This window comes from Streptomyces sp. NPDC052036 (genome assembly GCF_040680495.1).
Lineage (GTDB): Bacteria > Actinomycetota > Actinomycetes > Streptomycetales > Streptomycetaceae > Streptomyces.
Genome location: NZ_JBFAWW010000001.1, coordinates 296408 through 321016, shown reverse-complemented (window position 1 = coordinate 321016; position 24609 = coordinate 296408). Strand labels below are relative to the sequence as shown.

General features: G+C 72.1%; 25 protein-coding genes and 1 pseudogene. 13 read left to right on the top strand and 13 right to left on the bottom strand.

Annotated elements, in window-relative coordinates:
* Positions 1–44 precede the first annotated feature (44 nt).
* The 4 genes from AB0L95_RS01630 to AB0L95_RS01615 form a co-directional block, all read right to left on the bottom strand.
* Positions 45–467: an acyl-CoA thioesterase gene (locus AB0L95_RS01630; RefSeq protein WP_365155199.1), complete on the bottom strand. Its 423-nt coding sequence runs from the start codon at positions 465–467 to the stop codon at positions 45–47.
* A 62-nt stretch (positions 468–529) separates the two neighbouring features.
* Positions 530–1159, bottom strand: a complete 630-nt coding sequence (locus AB0L95_RS01625) for a hypothetical protein (RefSeq protein WP_365155196.1) — start codon at positions 1157–1159, stop codon at positions 530–532.
* Positions 1160–1169: 10 nt separating this feature from the next.
* Positions 1170–1823, bottom strand: a complete 654-nt coding sequence (locus AB0L95_RS01620; protein ID WP_365155193.1) for a histidine phosphatase family protein — start codon at positions 1821–1823, stop codon at positions 1170–1172.
* Between the two features lie 78 nt (positions 1824–1901).
* A complete protein-coding gene (locus AB0L95_RS01615; RefSeq protein ID WP_365155190.1) occupies positions 1902–3110 on the bottom strand; it encodes a pyridoxal phosphate-dependent aminotransferase in 1209 nt (402 codons plus the stop codon).
* Positions 3111–3198: 88 nt separating this feature from the next.
* Here AB0L95_RS01615 and AB0L95_RS01610 point away from each other — a divergent pair, with 88 nt between their 5' ends.
* Positions 3199–3825 (top strand): helix-turn-helix domain-containing protein, encoded by a 627-nt coding sequence (locus tag AB0L95_RS01610; RefSeq protein WP_365155188.1) that lies wholly within the window; start codon positions 3199–3201, stop codon positions 3823–3825.
* Between the two features lie 114 nt (positions 3826–3939).
* On the opposite strand, the gene AB0L95_RS01605 is transcribed toward AB0L95_RS01610, so the two are convergent.
* Genes AB0L95_RS01605 through AB0L95_RS01595 form a run of 3 tightly spaced genes read right to left on the bottom strand, consistent with a single transcriptional unit; the run spans position 3940 to position 7575 of the window.
* Entirely contained in the window at positions 3940–4749 is an 810-nt protein-coding gene (locus tag AB0L95_RS01605; protein ID WP_365155185.1) for a hypothetical protein, read from the bottom strand.
* Positions 4749–6014 (bottom strand): VWA domain-containing protein, encoded by a 1266-nt coding sequence (locus AB0L95_RS01600; RefSeq protein ID WP_365155182.1) that lies wholly within the window; start codon positions 6012–6014, stop codon positions 4749–4751. Before AB0L95_RS01600 ends, AB0L95_RS01605 begins: the two co-directional genes overlap by 1 nt.
* 43 nt (positions 6015–6057) lie before the next feature.
* Positions 6058–7575, bottom strand: a complete 1518-nt coding sequence (locus tag AB0L95_RS01595) for an IucA/IucC family siderophore biosynthesis protein (protein ID WP_365155179.1) — start codon at positions 7573–7575, stop codon at positions 6058–6060.
* Positions 7576–7660: 85 nt separating this feature from the next.
* Here AB0L95_RS01595 and AB0L95_RS01590 point away from each other — a divergent pair, with 85 nt between their 5' ends.
* Positions 7661–9163, top strand: coding sequence for an IucA/IucC family protein (locus tag AB0L95_RS01590; RefSeq protein WP_365155177.1), 1503 nt, complete (start codon positions 7661–7663; stop codon positions 9161–9163).
* A gap of 61 nt (positions 9164–9224) precedes the next feature.
* Here AB0L95_RS01590 and AB0L95_RS01585 read toward each other — a convergent pair whose 3' ends face one another.
* A complete protein-coding gene (locus tag AB0L95_RS01585) occupies positions 9225–9698 on the bottom strand; it encodes a MarR family transcriptional regulator (RefSeq protein ID WP_365155174.1) in 474 nt (157 codons plus the stop codon).
* 115 nt (positions 9699–9813) lie between these two features.
* Here AB0L95_RS01585 and AB0L95_RS01580 point away from each other — a divergent pair, with 115 nt between their 5' ends.
* A complete protein-coding gene (locus AB0L95_RS01580; protein WP_365155167.1) occupies positions 9814–10164 on the top strand; it encodes an HGxxPAAW family protein in 351 nt (116 codons plus the stop codon).
* Positions 10165–10244: 80 nt separating this feature from the next.
* Here the strand turns inward: AB0L95_RS01580 and AB0L95_RS01575 are convergent.
* Positions 10245–10628 (bottom strand): annotated as a pseudogene (locus AB0L95_RS01575) (TetR family transcriptional regulator); the annotation flags it as partial.
* 2 nt (positions 10629–10630) lie between these two features.
* Between AB0L95_RS01575 and AB0L95_RS01570 the strand changes: the two are divergent.
* The 3 genes from AB0L95_RS01570 to AB0L95_RS01560 all read left to right on the top strand — a co-directional run bounded on the left by AB0L95_RS01570 (position 10631) and on the right by AB0L95_RS01560 (position 12570).
* Complete coding sequence (locus AB0L95_RS01570) at positions 10631–11131, top strand: hypothetical protein (RefSeq protein ID WP_365155164.1); 501 nt, start codon at positions 10631–10633, stop codon at positions 11129–11131.
* A 228-nt stretch (positions 11132–11359) separates the two neighbouring features.
* Positions 11360–12274, top strand: coding sequence for a HipA family kinase (locus tag AB0L95_RS01565; RefSeq protein WP_365156466.1), 915 nt, complete (start codon positions 11360–11362; stop codon positions 12272–12274).
* Positions 12271–12570, top strand: a complete 300-nt coding sequence (locus AB0L95_RS01560; RefSeq protein WP_365155161.1) for an Rdx family protein — start codon at positions 12271–12273, stop codon at positions 12568–12570. Before AB0L95_RS01565 ends, AB0L95_RS01560 begins: the two co-directional genes overlap by 4 nt.
* Before the next feature lie 28 nt (positions 12571–12598).
* On the opposite strand, the gene aceB is transcribed toward AB0L95_RS01560, so the two are convergent.
* Both aceB and AB0L95_RS01550 read right to left on the bottom strand, forming a co-directional pair.
* Entirely contained in the window at positions 12599–14218 is a 1620-nt protein-coding gene (gene aceB, locus AB0L95_RS01555; protein WP_365155158.1) for a malate synthase A, read from the bottom strand.
* Between the two features lie 236 nt (positions 14219–14454).
* Complete coding sequence (locus AB0L95_RS01550; protein ID WP_365155155.1) at positions 14455–15075, bottom strand: nucleotidyltransferase family protein; 621 nt, start codon at positions 15073–15075, stop codon at positions 14455–14457.
* Positions 15076–15260: 185 nt separating this feature from the next.
* Here AB0L95_RS01550 and AB0L95_RS01545 point away from each other — a divergent pair, with 185 nt between their 5' ends.
* Positions 15261–15575, top strand: a complete 315-nt coding sequence (locus AB0L95_RS01545) for a DUF5955 family protein (protein ID WP_365155152.1) — start codon at positions 15261–15263, stop codon at positions 15573–15575.
* Positions 15576–15605: 30 nt separating this feature from the next.
* Here the strand turns inward: AB0L95_RS01545 and AB0L95_RS01540 are convergent, their stop codons facing one another.
* Positions 15606–16400 carry an IclR family transcriptional regulator gene (locus AB0L95_RS01540; RefSeq protein WP_365155149.1) on the bottom strand — a complete coding sequence of 265 codons (795 nt, stop codon included), beginning with the start codon at positions 16398–16400 and terminating at the stop codon, positions 15606–15608.
* Between the two features lie 272 nt (positions 16401–16672).
* Here AB0L95_RS01540 and allB point away from each other — a divergent pair, with 272 nt between their 5' ends.
* The 6 genes from allB (at position 16673) to AB0L95_RS01510 (ending at position 23136) form a co-directional block, all read left to right on the top strand.
* Positions 16673–18013 (top strand): allantoinase AllB, encoded by a 1341-nt coding sequence (gene allB / locus AB0L95_RS01535; RefSeq protein WP_365155146.1) that lies wholly within the window; start codon positions 16673–16675, stop codon positions 18011–18013.
* A 44-nt stretch (positions 18014–18057) separates the two neighbouring features.
* Positions 18058–19242, top strand: a complete 1185-nt coding sequence (gene alc, locus AB0L95_RS01530; RefSeq protein WP_365155143.1) for an allantoicase — start codon at positions 18058–18060, stop codon at positions 19240–19242.
* Between the two features lie 123 nt (positions 19243–19365).
* The gene (locus tag AB0L95_RS01525) at positions 19366–20184 is read left to right on the top strand and encodes an AIM24 family protein (protein ID WP_365155140.1); all 819 of its coding nucleotides are present in this window, start codon (positions 19366–19368) and stop codon (positions 20182–20184) included.
* Positions 20185–20387: 203 nt separating this feature from the next.
* A complete protein-coding gene (locus tag AB0L95_RS01520; RefSeq protein ID WP_365155137.1) occupies positions 20388–20783 on the top strand; it encodes a ribonuclease in 396 nt (131 codons plus the stop codon).
* A gap of 259 nt (positions 20784–21042) precedes the next feature.
* Entirely contained in the window at positions 21043–21267 is a 225-nt protein-coding gene (locus AB0L95_RS01515; RefSeq protein ID WP_365155134.1) for a DUF397 domain-containing protein, read from the top strand.
* A 627-nt stretch (positions 21268–21894) separates the two neighbouring features.
* Entirely contained in the window at positions 21895–23136 is a 1242-nt protein-coding gene (locus AB0L95_RS01510) for a histidine kinase (protein ID WP_365155132.1), read from the top strand.
* A gap of 339 nt (positions 23137–23475) precedes the next feature.
* Here AB0L95_RS01510 and AB0L95_RS01505 read toward each other — a convergent pair whose 3' ends face one another.
* A complete protein-coding gene (locus AB0L95_RS01505; protein WP_365155129.1) occupies positions 23476–24504 on the bottom strand; it encodes an aldo/keto reductase in 1029 nt (342 codons plus the stop codon).
* Positions 24505–24609 lie beyond the last annotated feature (105 nt).

Here is a 24609-nt window from a genome sequence, read left to right as displayed (position 1 = left end):
CCGGTTCGGCTCTCTCGGTCGTCAGCCTCTCCCGGTCGGGGCGCTCACACGCCGAACAGCTCCGGCCTGTCCGTCATTGCCCGGAAGCAGCCCCGCGGGTCGGCCACCAGCCTGCGCTTCTCCAGGTCCAGCAGGCCGCCGACCCCGCTCACCTCGGCGGCGACCGTGCCGTCCGTCTTCCGTATCGTCTGCACGACCCGGTACGTCTTGCCCTCGCCCCACTCGAAGGCGCACGTCACGTCCACCTCGTCGCCCGCGCGCAGCTCCCGCAGATAGCGGATGGTCGTCTCCAGGGCGACGGGACCGACACCCTTGGACAGCAACTCGGACTGGCCCACCCCGGCCGCTTGGAGCACGCACCAGCGGGCGTGTTCCGCGTACTGCAGGTAGACGCTCTGGTTGAGGTGGCCCAGGGCGTCGGTCTCGTACCCCCGGACGGTGACGCGGACGGCAAACGGCTCGCTCACGGCTTTCCCTTCTCCCAGCTTGAACCGGACGCTCCGGCCGACCGATCCTGGCATGTCGTCCCTCACGCCCGTCGCGGGGACGCCAGCAGATAACGGGCCCGCGTCCGTGGCTGCGTGTGCTCGCTCGTCTGCCAGCCCGCCTGCTCCAGCGTGTTCGCGCAGGCGCGCAGTGCCATGAGGTCCGGCTCGTGCACGGCGATGGCCTCGGGCTGCGGCGTCGCGCGCACCCGGTAGCCGGTGTCCTGGTCGCCGGTCGCGGGCCGGTGCCCGGCCGCCTCCAGGGCGAGTGCGGCGGCCTGCACCAGACGGGTCCGCTCCCAGCCGCAGGGGCGGTCCGTGGCGCCGTCCGGATTGGTCATCCGGCGCAGTTCCAGCAGCCCCTGCCAGGCGCCGCGCACCTCCCGCAGCCGGGCCGGTCCGCTGTCCGCGGACACCTCGCCGCCGACGCGTGCGGCGAAGACGCCGGAGTCCGCGGACGCCGGCGCGACCGCCGGTGGCTGCCCGGCAGGTGTCTCCCGTATGCGATGACCTGCCGGGGTCAGGAAGTGGTCGTGCGGCGGACGCGGGTGCCGGAAGGCCAGCCCCCGCCTCACCAGGGCGGCGAGCTGGGCGTCCGTCCCCTTCAGCCGCCCGGTGAGGGGGTCGGCGGCCTCGATCAGGCGCTGCTGCACGGCGGTCGGCGGTCGGATCACGGCCCCTCCCTCACTGCTCCTCGGACGGCCCCGCCTCCCCCGCGGAGAGGGACTCATGGGAACAGTACGCGTCGGGTCTGACATTCCACCCGGCCACCACATGGCGGCGATGCTCCGTGCTCAGGCGGCTCATCGTCCCCGTGGAGAGCTGGAACAGGGCACCCCCCGAGGCCGGCAGGCCGAGCCGCCGCGCGGTCAGCACCCGCAGGAAGTGGCCGTGGGAGACGACGACCACGCTGCCCTCCCCCTCGGCGAGCGCCGCGTCGATCTTGGCGATCATCCGGTCCGCGCGCGCACCGACCTCCTCCGGGCTCTCCCCGGGATGGTCCGGGGGACCGGGCGCGACGCCGTCCGTGAACAGGAACCAGTCCGGTTGCGTCCGGTGGATCTCGACGGTCGTGACCCCCTCGTACCCGCCGTAGTCCCACTCGGCCAGATCCGCGTCGACGCGCGCGCCCCCGATCCCCGCGAGCCGGGCCGTCTCCCGGGCCCGCTCCATCGGGCTGACGAACGCCGACGCGATGCGGTGCCGCGCGATCAGCGGAGCGAGCCGGCGCGCCTGCTCCCGGCCCCGGTCCGTGAGCGGGACGTCGGTGGAACCGGTGTGCCGCCCGGACAACGACCACCCGGTCTCACCGTGCCGCACGAGGAGGAGGTCACCCATCGCCGTACCCTTTCTGTCACCCCTTCGTACGGTGGCACCTTCTCCCCGTGGCCGCAGGACGGGCTGAGCCGCTCGGCCCTACTGGCGGTACCCGCTCAGAAATCGGCCGATCCGTCCGATCGCCGCCTCCAGATCGTCCGCGTGGGGCAGGGTGAGGATGCGGAAGTGGTCGGGAGCCGGCCAGTTGAAGCCCGTGCCCTGGACCACCTGGATCTTCTCCCGCAGCAGCAGGTCCAGGACGAACTTCTCGTCGTCGTGGATCTTGTGCACCTTGGGGTCGAGGCGCGGGAACGCGTACAGCGCGCCCTTCGGCTTCACACAGGAAACACCCGGGATCTCGTTGAGCTTCTGCCACGCCATGTCGCGCTGTTCGAGGAGGCGGCCGCCCGGTGCGGTCAGTTCGTCGATGGACTGCCGGCCGCCGAGCGCGGCCTGGATGGCGTACTGGGCGGGGGCGTTGGCGCACAGCCGCATGGAGGCCAGCATCGTCAGGCCCTCCAGATAGTTGCGGGCGTGCTGCCGCGGGCCGGTCACGACCAGCCAGCCGGAGCGGAAGCCCGCGACCCGGTAGGTCTTGGACAGTCCGCAGAAGGTGAGGACCACCAGGTCCGGGGCGAGGGCGGCGGCCGAGTGGTGCACGGCGTCGTCGTAGAGGATCTGGTCGTAGATCTCGTCCGCGAAGACCATGAGGCCGTGACGGCGGGCCAGGTCGAGGATGCCCTCGATGACCTCCTTCGGGTAGACCGCGCCCGTCGGGTTGTTGGGGTTGATGATCACGACGGCCTTCGTACGGTCCGTGATCTTCGAGGCCATGTCCTTCAGGTCCGGGTACCAGTCGGCCTGTTCGTCGCACAGGTAGTGCACCGCCTTGCCGCCCGCGAGGGTGGTCACGGCCGTCCAGAGGGGGAAGTCCGGTGCGGGGATGAGGATTTCGTCGCCGTCCTCGAGCAGGGCCTGTACGGCCATCGAGACCAGCTCGGACACGCCGTTGCCGAGGAAGACGTCGTCCACGCCGACCTCCAGGCCCTTCGCCTGGTAGCGCTGAGCCACGGCGCGGCGGGCGGAGAGGACGCCGCGCGAGTCCGTGTAGCCGTGCGCCTGCGGCAGCATCCGGATCATGTCCTGGAGGATCTCCTCCGGCGCCTCGAAGCCGAAGAGCGCGGGGTTGCCGGTGTTCAGGCGCAGCACGCTGTGGCCCGCCTCCTCCAGTGCGTTGGCGTGCTCGATCACCGGACCGCGGATCTCGTAACAGACCTCGCTCAGCTTGCTCGACTGCCGGAACTCCATACGACCGCTTCCCCTCCGCCATCCGTGGTTGCTTGGTTTTACCAAGTGACAGCTTGGAAAGTCCAACAACGCGTCTAGACTGCGTCGCATGTCACCTCGCCGAAGCTACGACCAGTACTGCTCCACGGCCCGGGCCCTCGACGCGGTCGGCGACCGCTGGACCCTCCTGATCGTCCGCGAGCTGCTCGCCGGTCCGCGTCGCTACACCGATCTGCACGCGGACCTGCCGGGTGTGAGCACGGACGTCCTGGCGTCCCGGCTGAAGGACATGGAGCGCGACGGGCTGACCACACGCCGCAGGCTGCCGCCGCCCGGGGCCGCGTATGTGTACGAACTCACCTGCCGGGGACGGGAGTTGCTGCCGGTGATCCAGGCGCTCGGTGTCTGGGGCGCGCCCGCGCTGGCGGAACGCCGGCCGACGGACGCGGTACGGGCGCACTGGTTCGCCCTGCCGCTGCTGCGCGCACTGCCGGGCGAGGGACTGGTCGAGGTCCGGCTCGACGAGGGGCGGTTCCATCTGCGGCTCGGCGCCCAGGACGGCCCGTTGTACGGCGACGGGGCCGCCCCGGAAGAGCCCGACGCCCGGCTGACCCTCGACGCGGGGACCTGTATCTCCCTGGGGGAGGGCACCTTGACGCTTCATCAGGCCGTGACGGACGGGCATGTCGCGGTGTCGGGTGACAGCACGCTCGCCAAGGTGCTGCGCGGGGACTGACGAAGCCTCCGGCCGACGCAGCGGCGGGGGGCCGCCGGAAGGGCCTCGGACACGGGCGGGGCCCGCCGCGTCCCCCGGACACGGCGGGCCTCACCACCCGTGGGCGACCAGGCGTCAGGCGCCCGGCGGCACCCGGTACGGCCGTCCCGAACCACGCGTCAGCGCATAGCCGCCGATGCCCGCGAGCGCCGCGAGCACACCGCCGATCGCCGTCCACACCCAGCGGTCGGACCACCAGCCGGAGGTGTCGGGCTTGAGCGAGGACAGCGTGGGCGCGTCCGTCTCGGAGCCGGGACCGGAGTCGGAGTCCGCGGACTTCTGGGCGATGCCCGGCACCAGCGGCTCGGCCAGCGAACCGTCCACCGCCGCCGCGCCGCCCATGTCCTTGGAGTCCACCTGGATCTCGGTGTTCACCGGCACCCCGAGGTCGGCCGCGCCGAGCCCCACGGCGGTCAGACGGACGTAGTACGTGCCCGGCAGCGGGTCGTTGGCCCAGGCCTCCGACCATGCGCGGACCGTGCGCAGGGTGCACGCGAGGTCGACGGAGGCCGCCCCCTGGGCTGCGGTGCGTGTCTGCGCCCCGTACTGGCACGCCTGACGGCGCCGCAGCCCGTCGTACACGTCCAGCTGCCAGGTCTGCGTCCCGCTCCGGGACGACGAGGGCAGCTTCACCGTCGCTTTCACGGTGGGCCGTTGCCCGGCCTCTGCGGGGAACTGCCAGTACAGGTAGTCACCCGTGGAGGCGCTCGCCGTGGCCTGCTGTCCCTGCTGGAGCTCCGTCGCCGTACGGAACGACGTGCCCGCCGAGGTGGGCGCGGCGCTGTCGTCCGACGGGCTCGCCGAGGGCGAGGCGTCGGCGAGGGCCGGTGCGGCGGCAACACCCAGCAGCAGGGCCGCCATGCTCAAGGCTCGTACGATACGCATCAGTTGGTCCTCCATACCGCGACCCGCCAGCGCGACAGCCAACCCCACAGCACACCCGCGAGGAAGCCGATCAGAACGAGGGCGCCGAGCAGCCACCAGCCGCGCCCGAGGCCGAAGGAGGCCACGTCGCTCGCCTGGTCGGGACCGTGGACGACATCGACCGTCAGCTCCAGCGGAAGGCCGGGCGTGGTCTTCACGCCCGCCGCCGGGGAGAAGGAGTTGGCGACCTGGAGGCACACCGTCTCGGCGGGCGCGTTCTCGTCGTCGCTCTCGGCCTTCGGATAGCGCAGGCCCGTCGACAGGACGTCCGTACGGCCCGTGCCGGTCGCCTCACCACGTACGATCTCCCGACCGTGCAGGGTGATCGCCCGCAGCGTCACCCCGTAGTCGGGGTTGACCTGCCGGTCGTCGGAGACGCTCACCGAGGCGCGCAGCTCCTGACCCGGCTTCACGTCCACCCGGTAGAAGCGGTGCTGCCCGAACTCCTCGCGGTCCGTGTACAGGCCCGACTTCAGCGTGGGCGCCGTCGTGCACTGCTCGGTGCCGTCCACGGCGACCGGAGTGACCACCTTGTCCGCCGTCCGGTCCACCAACTGGTTGACCTTGCCGGAGAGGTCGGTCTTGTGCTCCACCGATGTGTACGTGCCGCCGGTGGCCTCGGCGATGCAGCTCAGCTGCTTGCTCAGCTTGGCGTCCGGGACGAGCCCCAGCGTGTCGATGGTCAGCCCGACCCCCTTGGCCGCGATCTCCCGGGCCACCTCGCACGGGTCGAGCGGGGCACAGGTGTCCTCGCCGTCGGTGATGAGGACGATCCGGCGGGTGCCGTTGCCGCCGTCGAGGTCGTCCGCCGCCTTCAGCAGGGCCGGGCCGATCGGCGTCCACCCGGTGGGCTGCAGCGTCGCCACGGCCGTCTTGGCGTCGGTCCGGTTCAGCGGCCCCACCGGGTACAGCTGCGCGGTGTCCTTGCAGCCCGTCTTGCGGTCGTTGCCCGGGTAGTTGGCGCCCAGCGTCCGTATGCCGAGCTGCACCTCCTCCGGCGTCGCGTCGAGGACTTCGTTGAAGGCCTGCTTCGCCGCCGCCATACGCGAGTCGCCGTCGATGTCCCGCGCTCGCATCGAGCCGCTGACGTCGAGGACGAGATCGACCTTGGGCGCGCTCTGGGCTGTCGTCTCGTCGGCGACGGCGCCGGCCGGGACGGCGATCCCGGCCGCCAGGGCGGCGAGCAGGGCGCAGACCCCCGCCGCCAACCGTTGTCTTGTGATCATCGGCGGATCTTATTGATCAATGGGTGCGCGCTTCAAAACGATCTTATTGATCCCAGGGGACGGGCATGCGAACGAGCGGGTTGGGCAGCTGTGTCCACAGGTCCCCGCCACGCCCGGGGGACAGCTGCATCAGCGTCAACGCCTTCGCGGGCAGCGGCTCTTCGCGGAGCGCCGTCAGATCGGACGTGGCCGGCAACTCCCGTACGACAGCTTCCAGCGCTGCCCCCAGTGCGGGCGCCGAACCCGCCGTGCCGGCCAGCGAGCCCCCGACGAGCGCGCCGAACAGCTTGCGGCGCAGGGCCGTCTCGTCGTCGGTGACCATCCGGTCGGCCACCTCCGGGGCCTTGATGCCGTGCCGGGCCAGCCGCGCCGGGCTCACCCGGATGTCCGCGAGATCCCGGTAGACGAGCCGCAGTGGCTCGTTCGCGGGCGAGAGCACCACCAGCAGGTTCTGGCCGTGCGCCTCCAGGGCCACGCCCAGATCGAGCAGGCGCAGCCCCACGGTGAGCGCGAGCCGGGCGAACGCGGCGAGCCAGGACGGGGACGCCGCCAGTCCGGTGGCGGGCAGAGCGGCCACCGGGACCACCCGCTCGCCCGCCGCCGGATCCGCGCAGCTCTCGGGCGACTCGCGCACCATCGCGGCCAGATCGGGCGAGTGGGCGCTGAACGCCGCCAGGGTGCGGGTGACACGCAGCAGTCCGTCGGTGCGTGCGGCGACCGACTCCACGAACTCGGAGACGGCGAGCGAGGTCTCGACGGACGAGACCGAGATGTCCCGTACGGACGACGTCAGCCGGGCGCTGACCGCGGTCTTCACGTGCGGGCCGTCACCGGGCAGGGCCAGGGTGCGCAGGGACATCAGCGGATGCGCGTCCGGACCGTCGTGCGCCGCCCCGCCGAGCACATGCGCCGTCTGCCAGGGATGCACCGGCACCAGCGGGCGCCCCCCGTCCCACAGCCACGCCGGCCACTCGCCCCGCAGCACGCCGTCGTCCGCCGGGACCAGGCCGAGGCGCACCAGGGGCCGGTGCTCGGGCCCGTAGGCGAGCTGCTCGGCGACCGAGAATCCGGGCCGCGAACGGCAGTTGGGGTGGTACGGGTGCCCGTCCACCACCCGCTGCTCCCACGCCCAGCCGGTCACTGGTTCGGGCGCGCCGTCCGGCTGGTCGGCCCGCGACAGCGCCAGCGAGGCCGTGCTGTGGTCGAGCTCGGCGGCGAACGCCGCGCCTCCCGGCACCCCGAGCGCCGTGACCAGGTCCGCCGCCCGGTCGTAGGCATGCCCGTCCAACAGCACCTCGGTGACGTACGCGGTGGTCGCATACGGGTCGGCGGGCGGCCCGTGCAGCCGGCGCCCGTCCGCCAGACGGAGAACCAGCCCCTCGCGCGTCGGCTCACGGCGGACCGTCCACGGCAGCGGCTCATGGGCCAGTGCCCGCCACAGGCGTGACAGGATCGCGGCCCGGGCGCCGGGGAGCGCGACCGCGTACGCCGCCGACAGACCGGGCCGTACGGCCTCCAGCTCGCGGGCGAGCCGGATCTCGGCGGAGGGGGAAGGTGACACGTTCGAACTCCTCGGGGACGGGCGGCGCATTCGTGGTACCGGACCACGACAGACATACTGATCGTCAGTGCACCGTACGGAACGAATGGATCGCGTGGAGCGCATGCACCCCAGGGATCGGGTCCCCGAGCCCGCCGACGCCTACGCGGCGGCGCCGCTGCTCAACTGTCTGCTCCGGGAAGTCGCGGAGCCCGCGGGCGAGCAGGGCGTCCACCGGCTGCGGGCGGGCGGACGGCTGCTGCGCGTGCGCGGCGCCCGGCGTCCCCGCGACCCCGAGGTGCACAACGGCGGCACCTGGCATCCGCTCACCCACGCCGAGCTGGTCAAACTCGCCGCCGAGGAACTACGTCAGGCCACTGGACTGTCCAACCCCGAACTGCCCGGGGAGATGCTCGACAGCCGGGACGCGGTGGCCGCCATCCTCGCCGCACGCGCCCGTACAACCCCGTCGCCCGACCCCTATGTGCGCTCCGAGCAGTCCCTGATCACCGGGCATCCCCACCATCCGGCGCCCAAGGCGCGCGGCGGAGGACCGGTCGCGAGCTGGCTGCCGTACGCGCCGGAGGCGCACGCCCGTTTCCCGCTCACCCTTCTGGGGGTGCGCGAGGACACCGTCGTCGAGGAGGGCGACACGACGGCGCTCGACGCGCTGGGCGCCGCCCCGCCCGGCTATCGGCTGCTGCCCGCGCACCCCTGGCAGCTGGACCTGGTCGGCGGGCGCCCGGAGATCCGCGAGGCGTTCGAGGACGGGCGGCTGCTGCGGCTCGACGGCACCCCCGGGACCGTGTGGCCCACGGCCGCGATCCGGACGGTGTACGACCCGGGCGGCGACCACTTCCTCAAGTTCAGCCTGGACGTACGGATCACCAACGACATCCGTCGGCTGTGGCGCCACGATCTGCTGGAGCTGCGCCGCACCGACGCGGCGGTGGTGGCCGCGTTCGCCGCGCACCGGGGCCCGGCGGCCTGGCTGAGCGACCGCGGCTACCGTACGGCCGGGTTCGCCTTCGAGGAACTCGCGGTCCTGGTCCGCGACGGGCTGCGCCCCCATCTGCTGCCGGGTGTCACCCCGTTGCTCGCCGCGGCCCTCGTGGAGGAGGGTTTCGACGGCAGCCCGCTCGCCCGGCTCACCGACCCGGCGGCCTGGTGGACGGCGTATCTGCGCCAGGTCGTGCCCCCGGCTCTGGAGGCGTTCGAGCGCCATGGGGTCGTCCTGGAGGCGCATCTGCAGAACACGCTGATCGCGGTGGACGCCGCGGGCCTGCCCGTCCAGGCGCTGTTCCGGGACGCGGAGGGCGTGAAGCTCCTCACGGACGTGTCCCGGGAGGCGGGCTGGGAGCGGCTGGTGTACTGCCTGGTCGTCAACAACCTCACCGAGGTGGCCGCGCTGCTGTCGGAGCGCCACCCCGGCTGGAACCCGTGGCCCGCCGCCCGCGCGGAACTGGCCCGCCACCCCGTCCCCGAGATCCCCGCCCTGCTGGCCTCGCCCACCCTCCCCGGCAAGACGAACCTGCTGCTGCGCTGGACGGGCGCGGACGGCGCGGACGCGCGCTATCTGCCCCTGCCGAACCCGCTGGCCTGCCGCTGACCCCTGGCCGCTGACCGACGATCAGCCGACCTGTGCGGACGGACGACTGCTCGGTGGCGGCTCAGGCCTCGCACGAGTCCGTCAGGTAGGTGCGGGCCAGTGCGGAGGCGCGCAGGAACCAGTCGGCGATGACGGCGGTCTCGTCCGGCGTGTACTGCGAGAACAGTTCCGCGAGCAGCGCGTGGTAGGGGCCGTGGACGGCCTGCACCCGGTCGGCGGCGGCCGGAACGGCGACGACCCGCACCCGCCGCCGGTCGGTGGGGTCGGGCTCCCGGGTGACGAACCCGCCCTGCTCCAGGCGATTGAGGATGCCCGTCACCGCACCGGTGGTGACATGGGCGCGCGCGGCCAGATCGCCGGCGGTGACCACGGAGTCCCCGGCCGCGAGGACATGGGCGAAGCAGATGAGGTCCATGACGCTCAGCCCGAGGTTGCGGGCGAACTCCTGCTGCCCCACGACACTCGTCGCGACGAGGTCGTCCAGTGCGCTGATGGCGTCCGAGGCGGAGGCGGCTGGGCGCGGCTTGCCCTCCATTGCGCTCCCCTTAGTCACTAAGATAAATTCCTTACTCGATAAGGCATCATACAGAGCGCCGTCGACGGGCCGTGACGCGTAGGGGCCGGTCGGGGGAGCAGGGGGAGGCGGGCACGTGAGCGAACAGGGGCACGAGGAAGGCCACACCCTGGCCGGGTGGACGGGCAGCGCCCTCGCCACCGCAGGGTCTTTGCTGATCGGTGCGGGCGTCTGCGGCTGGCGTGCGGGGATCTGGCTGGGGCTCGGACTCGTCGTGGTGTCCGTGCTGGTCACCTGGTTCCTGCACCTCGCGGGCTGGGGCAAGCCGCCGGGCCTGCGGCCGACCGACCAGCGGGGCATGCGCGTGAGGGACCTCTCCGCGCGCCAGGGCCATGCGAACTGCCTCGGGTGCCGGCTGGCCGGACGGGGCGGCACCTCGGTCCGCAGCGGCGAGGCGCCCGAACCCGCCGTCGGCGCCTCTCGTTAGCCGGCCGCCACGGCCGTTGTGACGTCCCGAGCGGAGCGGCCCCCGTCGCACGACGGGGTTCGCCCCGCCCTGGCCGTCCGTCAGTACGCCGAGGGATGATCGCCGGGCGCCCCGGACCGCAGCACGGAGTCCAGGGCCGGCGTGATGATGGCGAGGGCCCGGTCGGTCAGCGCGGCGGGGTCCTCGACGCCGTCGCTCCACCGCTGCAACACGGTGTCGAACGCCGTCAGGGCCATCCCCGCGGCCAGGTGCGGGTACAGCTCCGTCGCGGGGTCGAGGTCGAGCCGGCGGGCCAGCTCCGCCGCCAGCTCGTCGCGCCACTGCGTCTGGCGTTCCAGGAAGCGGGCGAGCAGGGCGGGCGTCCCCAGGATCAACTGCACGACGCGCAGGGCCCGTTCCGCAGGGCCCGCGCAGGCGTCGATGGAGGACCACACGGTGTGCCGCAGGGCGACCGACGGCGGTTCTTATGTTCCTGACCCTGCCCGTCCTTGTCGCCCCCCTGGTCGCCGGCCGCCTGGTGGCTCGGGGGACGGGCGTCGACAAGGTGTTTGTCCGGAGCATCGCCTTGCTGGTGGCGGGCCTGGTGGCGACGGGTGCGGCCGCCCCCGTGGGCCAGGCCTGGATGGCGCTGTCCATGGCGGTCGTCGGCGTCGGGTTCGGGCTTCAGGCCGGCCTGGTGGACGGCGAGGCGCTGGCGCAGCTGCCGGACAGCGAGGCGGGCATGGCGGCCGGCTGGGTCAACACCGTCCGGCTCGGGACCGAGGCCATCGGTGTGTCGTTGTTCGGCTCATTGTTCGCCAGCTTCGCCGGCGACACCACGCACGCCTCCCGTCAGGGATTCGCCGTGATCACCATCGGCACCGTCGTGCTCGCGGCGGCCGTGGGCGTGGCGTCGGCCTTTCTCCGGGGCCGCCCGCGGCCCCGGAAAGACCCGGCACGCCCGGCTGCGGACACCGAGGTCAGGTGACCTCTCGCCGACAGCCGGATCGGCCGATGCGGCCCGGTGCTCCCTGTACTGCGGCACACCTGTGGGTCCGTCGTGACGCAGGCGCGATGGCTCGCGCACTCCTCCGGCTGTCACGCCTGGTTACTATGCTCACTTCATGCCGGGGGACGGAAGCAAGGGGCGCACCGCCGCCGTTTTGTGGAGGTGGGCCGTGAAACGTAAGGCGGATGAGCCGTGGAGCCAGGGAAGATGCTGAGGGAGGTCACCGCCACCCGCTACGTCACACCCCTGCGATCCGGAGGCTCCGTGCCCGGGATCGTCGAGGCCGACGACCTCGGGACCTACGTCGTCAAGTTCACCGGCTCCGCGCAGGGCGTGAAGGCGCTGGTCGCCGAGATCATCGTGGGGGAGCTGGCCCGCAGGCTCGGGTTGCGCGTCCCGGAACTGGTGCTCGCTCATTTCGACCCCGCGATCGCCGCGCACGAACCCCACCAGGAGGTGCGCGACCTGCTGAACGCGAGCCCCGGTCTCAATCTCGGCATGGACTATCTGCCGGGCGCCCGGGACTTCACCCCCGAGGTCGCTCAGGCCTGCACGGTCGATCCTGTGGAGGCGGGCCGGATCATCTGGCTCGACGCCCTGACCGTGAACGTCGACCGCACGGTCCACAGCTCCAACCTCATGGTCTGGCCCGTCTTCGGCACGGCACCCCCGCGGCTGTGGCTGATCGACCACGGTGCCGCCCTCGTCTTCCACCACCGCTGGGACGCCTCCGCGCCGGAGAAGGCGTACGACTTCCGTCATCACGCCCTCGGCCACTTCGCCCCGGACATGCGGGCCGCCGAGGACGACCTCGCGCCCAAGGTGACCGAGAAGCTGCTGCGCGAGATCACCGAGGAGGTCCCGGACGCCTGGCTGAGCGGCGAACCGGGCTTCGCCACGCCCGCCGAGGTCCGCAGGGCCTACGTGGACTACCTCTCCGCGCGGGTGAAGGCCTCCGAGTCCTGGCTGCCCACCGACTTCCCCACCCGGGAGGAACTCGCCGCCGAGGAGGCCCTGCGCGCGGCGCGGACACAGCAAGGCCGGCCGGACTGGCTCAAGCGGGTCCCCGACCTGCACGGCAAACCGGCGGCACAACAGGATTGGTCGGTGCATCTGGGATGACGGACACCCCCACGGACGACGAGTACCGCGTCCAGATCGAGTACTGCACCCAGTGCCGCTGGCTGCCCCGCGCGGCCTGGCTGGCACAGGAACTGCTGACGACGTTCGAGACCGAGCTGACGGAACTCGCGCTCAAGCCGGGCAAGGGCGGGGTCTTCGTCGTACGGGTGAACGACGAGGTCGTCTGGGACCGCCGTGAGCAGGGCTTCCCCGAGCCCACGGCGGTCAAGCGCCTCGTACGCGACCGGGTGGCCCCGGGAAAGCCCCTGGGCCACTCGGAGAAGACCGCGGAGTGAACCGGCCGGCGAACCCCGGCGGAGCGGGTCAGCCGGCGAGCTGCTCGTACGCCGGCAGGGTGAGGAACTCCGCGTAGTCCTCGTCCAGCGCCACCTTCAGCAGGAGGTCGTGGGCCTGCTGCCAGTGGCCGGCCGCGAAGGTCTCCGGGCCGATCTCGGCCCGGATGTGCGCGAGTTCCTCGGCGGCGACCTTGCGGGCCAGGTCACCGGTCGCCTTCTCGCCGTTCTCGAACTCGACGCCCGCGTTGATCCACTGCCAGATCTGGGAGCGGGAGATCTCCGCGGTCGCCGCGTCCTCCATCAGGTTGAAGATGGCGACCGCGCCGAGACCACGCAGCCAGGCCTCGATGTAGCGGATGCCGACCTGGACGGCGTTGACCAGGCCCGGGTACGTCGGCTTGGCGTGCAGGGAGTCGACGGCGATCAGGTCGGCCGCCTTGACGTCCACGTCCTCACGCAGCCGATCCTTCTGGTTCGGCCGGTCGCCGAGGACCCGGTCGAAGGACGCCATGGCGATCGGGACCAGGTCGGGGTGGGCGACCCAGGAGCCGTCGAAGCCGTCGGCCGCCTCACGGTCCTTGTCCGCCTTGACCTTCTCGAAGGCGACCCGGTTGACCTCTTCGTCACGCCGGGAGGGGATGAACGCCGCCATGCCGCCGATCGCGTGCGCACCGCGCTTGTGACAGGTGCGGACGAGGAGTTCGGTGTACGCGCGCATGAACGGCGCTGTCATCGTGACCGCGTTGCGGTCCGGCAGGACGAACCTCGCCCCTCCGTCCCGGAAGTTCTTGACGATCGAGAAGAGGTAGTCCCAGCGGCCCGCGTTCAACCCCGAGGCGTGGTCGCGGAGTTCGTAGAGGATCTCCTCCATCTCGTAGGCCGCCGTGATCGTCTCGATCAGGACGGTGGCGCGGATGGTGCTCTGCGGGATGCCGAGACGGTCCTGGGCGAAGACGAAAACGTCGTTCCAGAGGCGGGCCTCCAGGTGCGACTCCGTCTTCGGCAGATAGAAGTAGGGGCCCTTGCCGAGGTCGAGCAGGCGCCGGGCGTTGTGGAAGAAGTACAGGCCGAAGTCGACGAACGCGCCCGGCACCTGCTCCCCGTCGACCAGCAGATGACGCTCATTCAGATGCCAGCCGCGCGGCCGCGTGACGACCGTCGCCAGTTCCGCGTCGGGGCGCAGGGCGTACGACTTGCCCGTCGCCGGGTCGGTGAAGTCGATGGCCCGGGTGTAGGCGTCGATCAGGTTGAGCTGGCCGAGGACCACGTTCTCCCAGGTGGGCGCGGAGGCGTCCTCGAAGTCCGCGAGCCAGACCTTAGCCCCCGAGTTGAGGGCGTTGATGGTCATCTTGCGATCGGTGGGGCCGGTGATCTCGACCCGGCGGTCGTTCAGGGCCTCGGGTGCGGGGGCCACCCGCCAGGTGTGGTCCGCGCGGATCGCGGCGGTCTCCGGGAGGAAGTCGAGGGTCGAGGTGCGCGCGATCTCGGCGCGGCGTTCGCCCCGGCGGGCGAGCAACTCGTCACGCCGGGGCGTGAACCGGCGGTGCAGCTCGGCCACGAAGGCGAGGGCCGGCTCGGTGAGGACCTCGTCCTGCCGCGGCAGGGGCTCGGCGTCGATGACGACCGGCGACGACGCTGGTGCGGACATGAGCTGTCACTTCCTTCGGCGAGCTGACGTGAGGACGCTGTGGCACGGGCGTACGGCACCGGGTGCCAGGCGATCCGGATGCGGCTGACCACGCCTGTGAGCAGTCAGATGCTTCTGATCAGTGGATACTAGTTTCCTCATGGTGGAAGCTCAATGATCTGTTGATGTCGAGATTCTCCGCTTCGAGGCACGGTGGCGCTCCGTGCCACCGTGTACCCCGAGGCGGACCTCAGGGTTCATTCCAGGTGGACCAGGTCGCCCTCGGTGTCGATGTCGTACGGCCGCGCCACGTCCCCGCACTCGACGAGCCGGATCGCGTCCTCGTGTTCCTTCAGATAGGCGCGGGCTCCCCGGTCCCCGGTGGCGGAGGCCGCGATCCCGGCCCAGTGAGCGGTCCCGAGGAGGACCGGATGGCCCCGGACGCCTCCGTACACGGCCGAGACCAGCGAGGTCCCGTCCTCGTACGCGGCGAGGACCCGTGCCGCCGCCTCCGGGCCGATGCCGGGCTGGTCGACGAGCGAGACCAGGGCGGCCCGCGCGCCCGTACCGGCGAGCGAGCCGAGTCCGGCGCGCAGCGAGGAACCCATGCCCTGCTCCCAGTCCGGGTTGTCCACCAGCACGCAGCCGGACAGGTCCGCGCGCTCCCGTACGTCCCCGGCCGCCGCTCCCAGGACCACATGGACGCGACCGCACCCGGCCGCCCTCAGCACGCCCGCCGCGTACTCCACCAGCGGTCGTCCCCGGTGCACGAGCAGCGCCTTCGGACGGCCCCCCAGCCGCCGTCCTCCGCCCGCGGCGAGGAGCAGCCCGGCGACCTCGTCCCGTCCGCCGTCCCGGCCGTCTTCACTTCGCGTCATACGTCCTGCATACCTGACCCCGCGGCGGCCGTGCGGCGCCCGGGACTGAATTTCGGTCCGCGTGGTGGCGCCCGGCGTACCCCGTGGCGTTTACTGACCCGCGTCCCCGGGCGCCGGGCCGACGCCACGGGGTGCCGGGCGGCGGTGCGCAGCCGTGCGCACGACGCGGTGCGAGGGGGGAAGCTGTGTTGCGGAGCTTGGGGCAGAGACCGGTGACCGGCAGCGACGAGGATCCGAGGGTGGCGGAACTACGGACCGCGGTGTCCCGGCTGCGCCGTGAACTCGCCACTCTCCCGGCAGAGTTCGCCGACCGGGGCATCGCCGAGGACGAACTCGCCGTGCTCGCCGCGATGGTCGCGGGCGGTGTTCCGGAGATCCCCCGTCTGCGCCGCTCCCTGCTGCTGATCGCCGGCGCGATCGGCTCGGTGAGCGCCCTGGCCAGGGCGCTCGCGGAGGTCCGTGAAGCGGTGGAAGGGTTCGGGGAGCCGGGGCGCGGCTGACCGGCGGTGCGGCGGTGGTCGGTCCGGTGGTCAGGTCCCCGTGCCCGCCAGGGCCTCGGACAGTTCCCGCGCCACCTGCTGGAGCACCGGCACGATCCGCTCCGTCGCCGCGTCGGTGACCCGGCCCGCCGGGCCGGAGATGGAGATCGCCGCGGCCGTCGGGGCGCCGGGCACGGACACCGCGAGGCACCGGACCCCTATCTCCTGCTCGTTGTCGTCGACCGCGTACCCGAGTCGGCGCACCTCCTCCAGCGCGGCGAGGAAGGCCTCCGGCGTGGTGATGGTCTTGTCCGTCGCGGCGGGCATACCCGTGCGGGCCAGCAAGGCGCGCACCTCGTCGTCCGGCGTGGAGGCGAGCAGCGCCTTGCCCACGCCCGTGGAGTGCGGCAGCACCCGGCGGCCCACCTCGGTGAACATCCGCATCGAGTGCTTGGACGGCACCTGCGCCACGTACACGATCTCGTCGCCGTCGAGCAGTGCCATGTTCGCGGTCTCGCCGGTCTCCTCCACCAGCCGCGCGAGACAGGGGCGTGCCCAGGTGCCGAGCAGCCGGGACGCCGACTCGCCGAGCCGGATCAGCCGGGGGCCGAGCGCATAGCGGCGGTTGGGCTGCTGGCGTACATAGCCGCAGGCCACCAGCGTGCGCATCAGACGGTGAATCGTCGGCAGCGGCAGCCCGCTGCTCGCGGACAGCTCGCTGAGGCCGACCTCGCCGCCCTCGTCCGCCATTCGCTCCAGCAGGTCGAAGGCGCGCTCAAGGGACTGCACCCCGCCCGTGGCGGACTTGGCGGGGGCGTCGCTGGCGCTGGACGTCGACGTGGGCACGGCGCGTTCCTTTCGGGACGGGCGGGAAGGGCAGCAGCCTACCCGGCAGGCGGTTGACTCCCCGCTGGTACGGAGCGATGTTCTGCTCACTGGAAGCCTACTTCCGCCTTGCAGAAAGACTCAGGAGGTGTACGCCGGGAGCGCCGGACGGTGGTCCCGCCCTTGACGGCGCCGGGGGCGGGGGGAAGACTCCTTCAACAGAACGTTGAATTCCTTGGGCGGGCGCCCGTCCCGCTCCCGGAAGCGACGACGGCGCGGAGAGAGGGGCTCGGGTGTCCGACGCTGAACTGGTGCTGCGATCGAGGCGCGTCATCACGCCCGAGGGGACGCGCGCCGCGTCCGTCGCGGTCGCCGGGGGCACGATCACGGCCGTCCTGCCCTACGACGCACCGGTGCCGGCCGGAGCCCAGTTGGAGGACTTCGGCGACGACGTCCTGCTGCCCGGTCTCGTCGACACCCACGTCCATGTCAACGACCCGGGCCGCACCGAGTGGGAGGGCTTCTGGACGGCCACCCGGGCGGCGGCGGCCGGCGGCATCACCACCCTCGTCGACATGCCCCTCAACTCCCTGCCGCCGACCACGACGGTCGGCCATCTCCGTACCAAGAAGCGGACCGCGGCCGACAAGGCCCATGTCGACGTCGGCTTCTGGGGCGGGGCGCTGCCCGACAACGTCAAGGACCTACGGCCGCTGCACGACGCGGGCGTCTTCGGCTTCAAGGCGTTCCTGTCCCCCTCGGGAGTCGACGAGTTCCCGCACCTCGACCGGGAGCAGCTCGCCCGCTCCCTGGCCGAGATCGCCGGCTTCGGCGGCCTCCTCGTCGTCCACGCCGAGAACCCGCACCGCCTCGCCGCCGCCCCGCAGCAGGGCGGCCCGCGATACGCCGACTTTCTCGCCTCACGGCCGAGGGACGCCGAGGACACCGCCATCGCCGAGCTGATCGCCCAGGCCAGGCAACTCGACGCACGGGTGCATGTGCTGCATCTGTCCTCCGGCGACGCGCTTCCCCTGATCGCCGCCGCACGGGCGGAGGGCGTGCGGATCACGGTGGAGACCTGCCCGCACTATCTGACCCTGACGGCCGAGGAAGTCCCGGACGGGGCCAGCGAGTTCAAGTGCTGCCCGCCCATCCGTGAGGCCGCCAACCAGGACGTGCTGTGGCAGGCGCTCGCCGAGGGCACGATCGACTGCGTGGTCACCGACCACTCCCCGTCGACCGCCGACCTGAAGACGGGCGACTTCGCCACGGCGTGGGGCGGCATAGCGGGCCTGCAACTGAGCCTCTCCGCCGTGTGGACCGAGGCACGCCGGCGCGGCCACGGACTGGAGGACGTGGTCCGCTGGATGTCCGCGCACACGGCGCGTCTTGTGGGGCTCGGGTCCCGCAAGGGCGCCATCGCGGCGGGCCACGACGCGGACTTCGCGGTACTCGCTCCCGACGAGACGTTCACCGTCGACCCCGCCGCCCTCCAGCACCGCAATCGCGTCACCGCGTACGCCGGCCGGACCCTGTCCGGGGTGGTCAGGTCGACTTGGCTGCGCGGCGAACGCATCGTCGCGGACGGCGAGTTCACCGAGCCGAAGGGCAGGCTGCTCGCCCGGGACCACTGACATGACCTCGCACCGGCCGACCCCGAAAGGACGATCTGATCACCGTGACGGCGCAGCATCCCACTGGTCCGGCCCGCTTCACCGGCGACGCACACCCCTACGCCGGCGGTGACCCGTACGCGGACTACCGCACCGCCGACTTCCCCTTCACCCACCACGCCGACCTCGCCGACCGCCGGCTCGGCGCGGCGGTCGTCGCCGCCAACGACGAGTTCTTCGCCCCGCGCGAGAACCTGCTGGTGCCGGGGCGTGCCGAGTTCGACCCCGAGCGCTTCGGGCACAAGGGCAAGGTCATGGACGGCTGGGAGACCCGGCGCCGCCGCGGCGCCTCGGCCGGGCACCCGTGGCCCGCCGCCGACGACCACGACTGGGCACTGATCCGCCTGGGCGCGCCGGGTGTCGTACGCGGCATCGTCGTGGACACCGCGCACTTCCGGGGCAACTACCCGCAGGGGGTGTCCATCGAGGGCACATCGGTGCCGGGCGCCCCCTCGCCTGACGACCTCCTCGCCGACGACGTGAAGTGGACGACACTCGTCCCGCGCACACCGGTCGGCGGCCACGCGGCCAACGGCTTCGTCGTGGCGGCGGAGCAACTGGTCACACATCTGCGCGTCAACCAGCACCCCGACGGCGGCATCGCGCGTCTGAGGGTGTACGGCGAGGTGGTGCCCGACCCCGAGTGGTTGCAGGTGCTGGGCACCTTCGACGTCGTCGCCCTGGAGAACGGCGGCCGGGTCGAGGACGCCTCCGACCTCTTCTACTCGCCCGCCGCCAACACCATCCGGCCGGGCCGCTCCCGCAAGATGGACGACGGCTGGGAGACGCGGCGCCGTCGCGACCGGGGCCATGACTGGATCCGCTACCGGCTGGCGGCCGAGGCGCGGATCCGGGCGATCGAGATCGACACCGCGTATCTGAAGGGGAACGCGGCGGGCTGGGCGTCGGTGTCGGTCAGCGGTGGCGGGACCTCCGGAGACGCCGGGACCTCCGGGGTCGCCAGGGATGCCGGGGTCGCTGAGGACGCCGAGTGGCGCGAGATCCTGCCGCGCACCCGCCTGCGGCCCGACACCAACCACCGCTTCGTGCTTCCGATGGCGGCCGTCGGCACGCACGCGCGCGTGGACATCTATCCGGACGGCGGGATCTCCCGGCTGCGCCTGTACGGCTCCCTGACGGAGGAGGGCGAGGCGGCCCTGCGGGCACGACACCAGGAACTGGGCGGCTGAACGGCGGCTGCCGCCCGCCGCCGCGGACGGGTTCGAGGAGTCCGGACGAACGGGTTCGAGGGCCCGGTCGAACGGGTTCGAGGGGCCCGGAACCAATCGGACCGGCTCCCTCGTTCTCCCCTCGTGACTCTTCAGCAAGAAATCGTCGGCAACGCCATGCAGATGGCGGTCGTCAACCTGAGCCCCGGCCAGACCGTGTACTGCGAGGCGGGCAAGTTCCTCTTCAAGACCACGAACGTGACGATGGAGACCCGTCTCTCCGGCCCGTCGAACAGCGGCGGCCAGCCCCAGGGCGCGGGCCAGAGCGGCGGCATGGGCGGCTTCCTGCGCCAGGCGATGGGCACCGCCATGCAGGTCGGGCAGCGCGCGCTCGCGGGCGAGTCGCTGGCCTTCCAGTACTTCACGGCACAGGGCGGCGAGGGCACGGTCGGCTTCGCGGGAGTGCTCCCCGGCGAGATGCGCGCGCTGGAGCTCGACGGCCGGCGCGCATGGTTCGCCGAGAAGGACGCCTTCGTGGCCGCCGAGTCGACCGTCGACTTCGGTATCGCCTTCCAGGGCGGCCGCACCGGCATGAGCGGCGGCGAGGGCTTCATCCTGGAGAAGTTCACCGGGTACGGCACGGTGATCATCGCCGGCGCCGGCAACTTCATCGACCTCAACCCCGCGGACTTCGGCGGCCGCATCGAGGTCGACACGGGCTGTGTCGTCGCCTTCGAGGAGGGCATCCAGTACGGCGTCCAGCGCGTCGGAGGCCTCAACCGCCAGGGGATCATGAACATGGTCTTCGGCGGCGAGGGCCTGTCCCTGGCCACCCTGGAGGGCAACGGCCGCGTCATCCTGCAGTCCCTCACCATCGAGAGCCTCGCCAACGCCCTGAAGAAGGCCCAGGGCGGTGACAAACAGGGGCCGACGGGCGGACTGTTCTCCACGAACGTGGGCTGACCGCGGCACCGCGAGCGTCACCGCCGCGTTCGGCGTACCGTCCACCGCGAGTGGCCGGTACGCCACGACCGCATCCGCTTGCGAGGTCCCGGGACCTGCGACCCGGGGCGCAGGTTAACGTCCCGAGAACTCATGAGACGCGACGGGAAACTTTGTTGAGTTGTCATTGACATGTCATGCTCTACGCGCGTCATCATGACTCCATGAGATTCCCCCCACGCGCAACCAGGATCGGCGCCTCAGCCGCCGTCCTGACCGCCCTCCTCATGGGCGGCACCGTCTCCGCGACCACCGCGGACGCCGCTGCCGCCTCCGTAGGCAGCATCTGCTACAGCCGCCTGCCGTCCCAGGCCCACGACACCCTCGACCTCATCGACAGTGACGGGCCCTTCCCCTACCCGCAGGACGGCATCGTCTTCCAGAACCGCGAGGGCGTCCTGCCCAAGCAGTCGAGCGGTTACTACCACGAGTACACGGTCAAGACCCCCGGCTCCTCGACGCGCGGCGCACGACGCATCGTCACGGGTGAGGAATCCGAGGAGGACTACTACACCTCCGACCACTACGTCACGTTCAACCTGATCGACTTCGGCTGCTGATCACGCGGTGCGCCCGCGTCCTATGGGAGTTGTCTCACCCCGGACGCGGGCGCGGCCGTTTTCACCGTCGGGTGCCTCAGCTTCCCCAACGCTCCGTCAAGCAACCTGACTTGGGGTACAGGGTGTCATCGTTCCGGCGCTCGTGATCACGGCCGTCGGCCGAGACGGTCGACGCGAGTCCACCGCCGGTTTGCGAGCTTGGTCCGACCGAGTGAGGGTGGATGAGGAACGCACAACCGAGCGTCGAACGGAGCTTCTGATGCGTGCGAAGAAGGCTGCACTGTACGCGCTCGACCTGACGGAAGCACGCTGGGTCAAGAGCAGCAAGAGCACCACCGGACCCTACTGCGTCGAGGTGGCGGACCTTGGTGGCGGAGCCGTCGCGGTCCGTGACTCGAACAACGTCGACCTGCCGCCTCTGCGGTTCACCGCGGAGGAATGGGCGGCGTTCCGAGAGGGCGTGCGCGAGGGCGAGTTCGGCTAGAACACCCCGCGCAGGACATCTCGCGTCGTAGCAATGTTCAAGCCGGGCCCGGCTTCTCACGCGCGGATTCAGCCGTAGTTGTTCTGTTCTCCCTGATTCTCGAAGCCTGCAGATGGTGCTGTCGGTCACGAAGTCGACCCCGCCCGCCGGGACATTCGCCGGGCGGGGTCGGCGTGTCGGCCGAGGGCAGGCCAGTCCGTGCAGCCGCGGTGGCCGCCGCCGTGGAAGGCGGCCGGGCCCGGAGCGGGCGCGTCGAAAGTGCCGCCCTCACCGGCGGGCCGCATCGAAAGTTTTCGGTGGTGCGACTTCGGTCGCCGATCACGCTCATGGGGAGGTGCCCACGTCGTACGCCGCCTAGATTGGTCGACCGTGAGTGGAGACGAGTCGGCACGTTCGACGGGGCGGACGGCGCCTCGGCCCGAGACGGCCGCACAGGGGTTGCGGCCCGTTCCGCCTTCGTCGCGGACAAGGTGGCCGGGGCGGCGGCAGCGGCCGACGGGCCTGCCCGCGCAGGCAGGGGCCGACGCCCGTACAGCTCGTACAGCCCATCCCGCCACGGCACCCGCACCCGACGTCACGCCGACCGGGGTCCCCGCCCCGCGCATCGCGCCGCAGTCCCCGTCCTCCATGGGCCGGGCGGCGGGCGCGTACGGACTTCCCCGGCGCCGCTGGTTCCTGCCTTCGGCCGTGATCGCGGAACTCGACCCCGAGGCCGACGGCGGACGCCGGCCCCGTCGCACGGTGCGTGACTGGGTCGTCGACTCCGGGTGCTTCGTGCTGGCCGTACTCCTCGCGTTCGTGGCCGCGGTCTCGGTGACGAACGCATCCCACACCCCGCATGTCATCGTGGTCGTCGACCTGGCGCTCGGCGCCCTGGCCTGCGCCGCGGTCTGGCTGCGCCGCCGGTGGCCGCTCGGGCTCGCCCTGGCGATGATCCCGGTGAGCCAGTTCTCCGACACCGCCGGGGGCGCGGCCATGATCGCGCTCTTCACCGTCGCCGTGCACCGGCCGTTCCGGTACGCCGCCTGGCTGGGCGGCGCCCAGCTCGCGCTCGTCCCGCTGTTCTTCTGGCTGCGTCCCGACCCGGACCTGCCCTACCTCGCCGCCGTCCTCGTCACCGCGCTGGTGACGGTCGCGGTCGTCGGCTGGGGCATGTTCGTACGGTCCAAGCGGCAGCTGATGCTGAGCCTGCGGGACCGGGCGCGGCGGGCCGAGACCGAGGCGGCCCTGCGGGCCGAGCAGGCCCAGCGGCTTGCCCGGGAGGCGATCGCGCGCGAGATGCACGACGTCCTCGCGCACCGCCTGACGCTGCTGAGCGTGCACGCGGGCGCCCTGGAGTTCCGTCCCGACGCGCCCCGGGAGGAGATCGCGCGAGCGGCCGGGGTGATCCGGGAGAGCGCACACGAGGCGCTGCAGGACCTCAGGGAGATCATCGGTGTGCTGCGGGCCGGGGACTCCGACGACGCGGGCCGTCCCCAGCCGACGCTGGCCGCGCTCGACGCCCTGGTCGCCGAGTCCCGGGAGGCCGGGATGGAGGTCGTCCTCGACCACCGGGTCAGGGACCCCGCCGCCGTGCCGGCCTCCGTGGGCCGCACCGCGTACCGCATCACCCAGGAGGGCCTGACGAACGCGCGCAAGCACGCTCCCGGGACGGAGGTCACGGTGACGGTCGCGGGCGCGCCCGGCGACGGCCTCACCGTGACTGTGCGCAATCCGGCCCCGCCCGGCGAGGTCCCGCACGTCCCCGGCTCCGGCCAGGGCCTGATCGGCCTGACCGAACGCGCGACCCTCGCCGGCGGCACCCTCGACCACGGCAGTACGGGGGACGGCGGCTTCCGGGTGCGTGCCCGGCTGCCGTGGCCGGCCTGAGAGCTCCGATCGGGACATGGGCGGCGCCCGGCGGGCTCAGGCCGGCCGTAGTGTCTGCCGCACCTCGTCGACCCCGGCCACAGAGCGGTTCGATCTCGACGAATCCGTGCCGGTGCGCGAACTCCAGCCCCACGGGGCCGATACCGAGCACGATTCTCCCGATCACCTCGGCACCCGCGGCCCGGACGTCTTCGAGGCCCCGCTCGTAGAGCCGCTCACCGAAGTCCTGCCCGCGGTGGGCGGGCAGGACCCGCGCGATCACCGTGGCCGCCCCCTCCTTCGGGGGACGTACCGTCGAGCAGCCCACGAGGAACGGGCCGCGGCCGACGGCGAGCGGCATCAGCCCGTACGCGGCACCACCCGCTGCCCTGCCGCGCCGTACACCCAGGCCGCCGTGTCGTCGATGAACTCCGAGGGGAAGCCGAGGCGGAAGTCGGTCGCCGCCTCCAGCCTCGTGACCAGCTCGGCGGGGAGCGTCAGGTCCGCGGCGCCGAGATTGTCGGTGAGCTGGTCCAGACGGCGGGCGCCGAGCAGGGGGTGTACGGCGGGGGAGTGCGCCATGGTCCAGGCGATGGCCACCTGGGCACAGGAGACGCCCAGTTCGGCGGCGACCGACTGCACCGCCTCGGCCGCCGTCCGCTCGCGGTCGCCGATCGCCTCGGCCGGCAGCCGGGTCGCGGTGCCCGGTTCCAGCCCGCCGGGCCGGGTGTACTTCCCGGACAGGATGCCGTTCTGGAGCGGGCTCCAGGCGGCGACAGACATCCCGAACGCGGTGGCGGCGGGCAGTAGTTCCCGCTCGATGTCCCGGTTGAGCAGGCTGTACGGCACCTGTAGTGCCGAGAACCCGGTCCAGCCACGGCACTCGGCGAGGGTGTTGGCCCGCGACACCACCCAGGCGGGGACATCCGATATGCCGGTGTAGAGCACCTTCCCGGAACGTACGGCGTCGTCGAGCGCACGGACGGTCTCCTCGACGGGGGTGTGGCGGTCCCATATGTGGGCCCAGTAGATGTCGACGTAGTCCGTACCGAGCCGGCGCAGGCTGGTCTCCAGCGACAGCATCAGATTCTTGCGGTGGTTGCCGGCGGCGTTCGGGTCGGTGCCGTCGCGCGAGACGGTGTACTTCGTGGAGAGCACGAACCGGTCGCGCCGCCCCTTGAGCAGCTCCCCGACGATCGTCTCGCTCTCGCCGCCCCGGTAGTTGATCGCGGTGTCGATCACATTGCCGCCGGCCTCCTCGTACGCGTGGAGCATCCGCGCGCACTCCTCCCGGGGCGCCCCCACCCCGCCCTGCTCGCCGAAGGTCATGGCGCCGAGGAACAGTTCGGAGACGCGCAGTCCCGTCCGGCCTAACAGCTTGTAGCGCACGGCATCCTCCAGGGTGGGATGGGGGCAGGGGGCCGGCGCCGGCGCAGGCCGCCGCCACCCCGGACGGCCCGCCTCCGGGCGGGCCCGGGAGAGGGATCACTACGG